We start from the raw sequence: 3,920 nt of genomic DNA, 5'->3' as shown, positions 1-3,920 counted from the left end.
GGCGCCCGGTCGGGGTCCTCATGCGTTTCGATGAAGACGCCCGCCACGCCGATGGCGACGGCGGCGCGGGCCATCACCGGCGCGAATTCGCGCTGGCCCCCCGACGATCCGCCCTGGCCGCCCGGCTGCTGGACCGAGTGGGTCGCGTCCATCACCACCGGCCAGCCCGTCCGCGCCATGATCGGCAGGGACCGCATGTCCGCGACCAGCGTGTTGTAGCCGAAGCTGACCCCGCGTTCGGTCAGCAGGATGCGCTCGTTGCCGGTCGAGGCGACCTTGTCGGCCACGTTGCCCATGTCCCAGGGGGCAAGGAACTGGCCCTTCTTGACGTTCACGACCGCGCCGCTGCGGCCCGCGGCCAGCAGCAGGTCGGTCTGGCGCGACAGGAAGGCGGGGATCTGGATGATGTCCGCGACCTCGGCCGCGCGTATCGCCTGCGCCTCGTCATGAACGTCGGTCAGCACCGGGCAGCCGATCCGGTCGCGCACGGCGGCCAGCATCGCAAGCCCCTCGTCGATGCCCACGCCGCGCCTGCCCGACAGCGAGGTGCGGTTGGCCTTGTCGTAGCTGGCCTTGAAGACGAAGCCCGCGCCCGCCTTGGCGCAGGCTTGCGCCAGGGGCTCGGCGATCGACAGGGCATGGTCCAGCGTCTCAAGCTGGCAGGGACCGGCGATCAGGACCAGCGGCAGGTCGTTGCCGAATGTCACGCCCCTCACGGCGACGTGGCGCGGGGCGGCGCTCATGACGACACCTGTTCGCGCAGGATCGAGGCGGTCAGCGACATCATCAGATAGATCCCCGAGAAGATGAGAAAGGCCACGATCGTGTTCTGCAGCGCCTTGGGATAGGTCGCCGCGTCGGGCGGAACCGGGGCCACCGACAGCGAGAGATAGCGCACCTGCTTGTTGGCCTCGACCCGCGCGGCCTCCATCTGCGTGGCGGCGGCCGCCAGCAGTTGCTGCCGGGTGGCGAGGTCGCTTTCGGCGATCCGCAACTGCCCCGTGATCGCGGCCAGCGAGGCACGGTTGCCGGTATTCTCGGTCAGTTGCGCGCGGGTTTCCGCGATCATCTGCTCGATCCGGCTGATGTCGCCCTCGACGCCCTGCACCCGGCTCTGGTTCGGGCGGGGGTTGGACAGAAGCTGTCCCAGTTCCAGCCGCTTCTCGGCCAGTTGGGTTTCAAGCGAGCCGATCCGGCCCATGACCGCGCCGCTTTCGGCCATCGGGTCCAGCACCCCTAGCTGCACCTGCAGTTCCTGGATGCGGTCCTGCGATTCCAGCACCTTCCGCTCGGCATCCGCATAGCTTTCGGCGGCGCCCTTCATCTGGTCGTCGCGCAGGCGGGCGGACATCTGGTCCACCTGCCCCTCGGCATAGCGGATGAGCGCCAGCGAGAACTGCTCGGACAGTTGGGGGTCAGGGGCGATCACCTCCATGTTGATGACGCCCTCGGTCGGGTCATAGCCGATCTTCACCGACTGCTCGTAAAGCTTGTAGGCCTGTTCGGCGGTCGCATCCTCGGGCAGCCGCAGCAGCGCGTCGATCGCCGGGTCCTGGAAGGCGCGGGTGAAGCCCAGGTCGTCGTCCAGCCGCAGCATCGCCCCCCGCGATGTCAGGTAGCTTTGCACCGACACGCTGTCGGGGTTGGTGGCCATGGGCGACGCGCCCAGCAGGCCTGCCGATTCGCCGCCGAAGCCGCCATCGGCGGTCTGGATCAGGAACTGCGAATGGGTCGCGTAAAGCGGCGTCGCCTGGGTGAAGTAATACCAGCCCGCCATCAGTGTCGGCAGGCCCACGAAGAAGGCAAGCCGCGCCATCAGGAAGGCCAGCCTCTTGCGGCGGCGGCGGGCGATGTCGCGCTGGATGCGGTAGATTTCCGCCGCGCGCCGTTCCTCGGTCAGCGCCTCGCGCGAGGGCAGTTCGGGACGCCGTGGCGGGCCGACCTCGCCGGGCGGGGGCAGGGGCACGATCTCGCGGCTGCGGCTGCGCTGGGGCCTTCCCCCCGGCACGGTGGCCGGGGCAAGAGGCGAGGGCGCGGCCTGCGCCTCGTGGCCCGCGTCCGACAGGATCTTGCCGACCGCGCCCCGGTGGAAGGGGTCGATGCCGCGCTGGCGCAGGCGCAGCACGGCCTCGTATTCCGAGGAAACCTCGATCTCGTGCATGGCCGCGATGCGCGCGGCCATCCGCAACTGGCGCGAGGTCAGGTTCTCGGCCCGGATCGCGGCCAGCGCCTCGGCATCCGCGTCAGGGGGCGGCTGGGGACCCGCCGGCGCGTTCGCCGCCTGCAGCGGGGCCGCGGCGTCGGCCCCCGGGAAACGCATGCTGCCGAAGCCGTCGTCGGTGTTGCCGAAGGGCATGTCGCCGCCCGGCCGGTCTTGTGCCGCGGGCGGACCCGCAGGCTCGGCTGACCGGGCGCCCTTGTGCACCTCGACCCTGACGCCCGTGCGCGCAGGCTCTGCCTCGGCGCGGGGCGGGGCGGGGTCGGGCCGGGCGGCTGTTCTTGCCGCTTCGCGGGCGGCGGCGACGGGGGACTCGGACGGGCTGAGATGGAAGCGGCGGACCTTAGGCGGTGTAGTCATAATACTGTTTGGCCTCGTCCAGGGAATCGAACATGTAAAGACGCCCATCGCGCAACACGCCCGCGCGGCGGCAGAATTTTTCCAGCGTAGCGGGCTGGTGGGACACCACCACCACGGTCGCGGTCTTCAGCCGGTCATACAGCACGCTGCCGGCCTTGCGGTTGAATTCCACGTCAGTCGAACCCGGCATCCCCTCGTCAATCAGGTAGATGTCGAAATCCAGCGCCAGCAGCAGCGAGAATGTCAGCCGCGACCGCATCCCGGAACTGTAGGTGCCGACCGGCTGGTCGAAATATTCGTTGATATCGCAAAGCCAGCGGCAGAAGGCCGAGACGTAATCGGGGTCCAGCCCGTAGATCCGCGCGATATAGCGCGCGTTCTCGTTGGCGGACAGCTTGGGTATCACGCCGCCCATGAAGCCCAGCGGGAATGACACCCGGCAATCGGCGCGGATCGTGCCCTCGTCGGGCTTTTCCAGCCCGCACATCATGTTGATGATGGTGGTCTTGCCGGTCCCGTTGGGCGCGAGGATGCCCAGCGACTGCCCCAGTTCCACCCGGAACGAGGCCTGGTCGAGGATGACCTTGCGCTGCGTTCCGGTCCAGAACGACTTTGAAACGTTGTCGAATTCCAGCATCCGGCGAAAAGGCGCATGAGACATCGGGCGCCAGCCGCCCGCTTCAGGGGCCGAACATAGGGCGCAGACGACCTTATGTCCAATCAAACGCAGCGGATCGTGAGAATGCGAGGTGTTATCGGCCCGCCGCGTTCCTATCTGAACGCCCATGAACGACCTGTCCCCGCCCGAAGACCTGCCCGTCGCCGCCGAGTTGCGCGGCTGCCGCCTTTGCGCCGACCGCTTCGCCCTGACGGCGACGGGTCATGCCCCGCGCCCCGTCGTCTGGTTCGCCCGCGGCGCGCGGGTGCTGGTGGCAAGCCAGGCGCCGGGGATGCGGGTCCATAACTCGGGCCGGCCCTTCACCGACGCCTCGGGCCAGCGGCTGCGCCGCTGGATGGGGGTGGACGAGGCCACCTTCTATGACCGCTCGCGCGTCGCGATCGTGCCGATGGGCTTCTGCTTTCCGGGCTATGACGCCAGGGGGTCGGACCTTCCGCCGCCGCCGCTCTGCGCGGCGACATGGCGGGCGCGGGTGCTTGAGGAACTGCAGCCCCGCGTCACCCTGCTGATCGGCGGCTACGCGATCCGCTGGCATCTCGGCCTGCGGGACGTGACCGCCGCCGTGGCGGGCTGGCGGGACCATGCGCCGCGGGTGTTTCCCTTGCCTCACCCGTCATGGCGGAATACCGGTTGGCTGAAACGCAACCCGTGGTTCGAGGCCGA

General features: G+C 69.2%; 4 protein-coding genes. 1 reads left to right on the top strand and 3 read right to left on the bottom strand.

All coding sequences use genetic code 11. From position 1 onward, the window contains the following. The 3 genes from kdsA to Q4F04_RS06020 all read right to left on the bottom strand — a co-directional run. Window positions 1-743: 3-deoxy-8-phosphooctulonate synthase (kdsA, locus tag Q4F04_RS06030; RefSeq protein WP_303368932.1), on the bottom strand; the 743-nt coding region annotated here is incomplete at its 3' end. Further along, window positions 740-2,578: a capsule biosynthesis protein gene (locus Q4F04_RS06025; protein WP_303368931.1), complete on the bottom strand. Its 1,839-nt coding sequence runs from the start codon at window positions 2,576-2,578 to the stop codon at window positions 740-742. The genes kdsA and Q4F04_RS06025, both read right to left, overlap by 4 nt. Then, a complete protein-coding gene (locus Q4F04_RS06020; protein ID WP_303368935.1) occupies window positions 2,562-3,215 on the bottom strand; it encodes an ABC transporter ATP-binding protein in 654 nt (217 codons plus the stop codon). The genes Q4F04_RS06025 and Q4F04_RS06020 overlap by 17 nt, the downstream gene beginning before the upstream one ends. Window positions 3,216-3,363: 148 nt before the next feature. Between Q4F04_RS06020 and Q4F04_RS06015 the strand changes: the two genes are divergently transcribed. Beyond that, on the top strand, window positions 3,364-3,920 hold a 557-nt coding region (locus Q4F04_RS06015; RefSeq protein ID WP_303368930.1), incomplete at its 3' end, for a uracil-DNA glycosylase family protein.

This window comes from Paracoccus sp. (in: a-proteobacteria) (genome assembly GCF_030536915.1).
Classification (GTDB): Bacteria; Pseudomonadota; Alphaproteobacteria; order Rhodobacterales; family Rhodobacteraceae; genus Paracoccus.
Note: the sequence above shows the minus strand (reverse complement) of the source record. Positions and strands in the feature narration are given on the sequence as shown.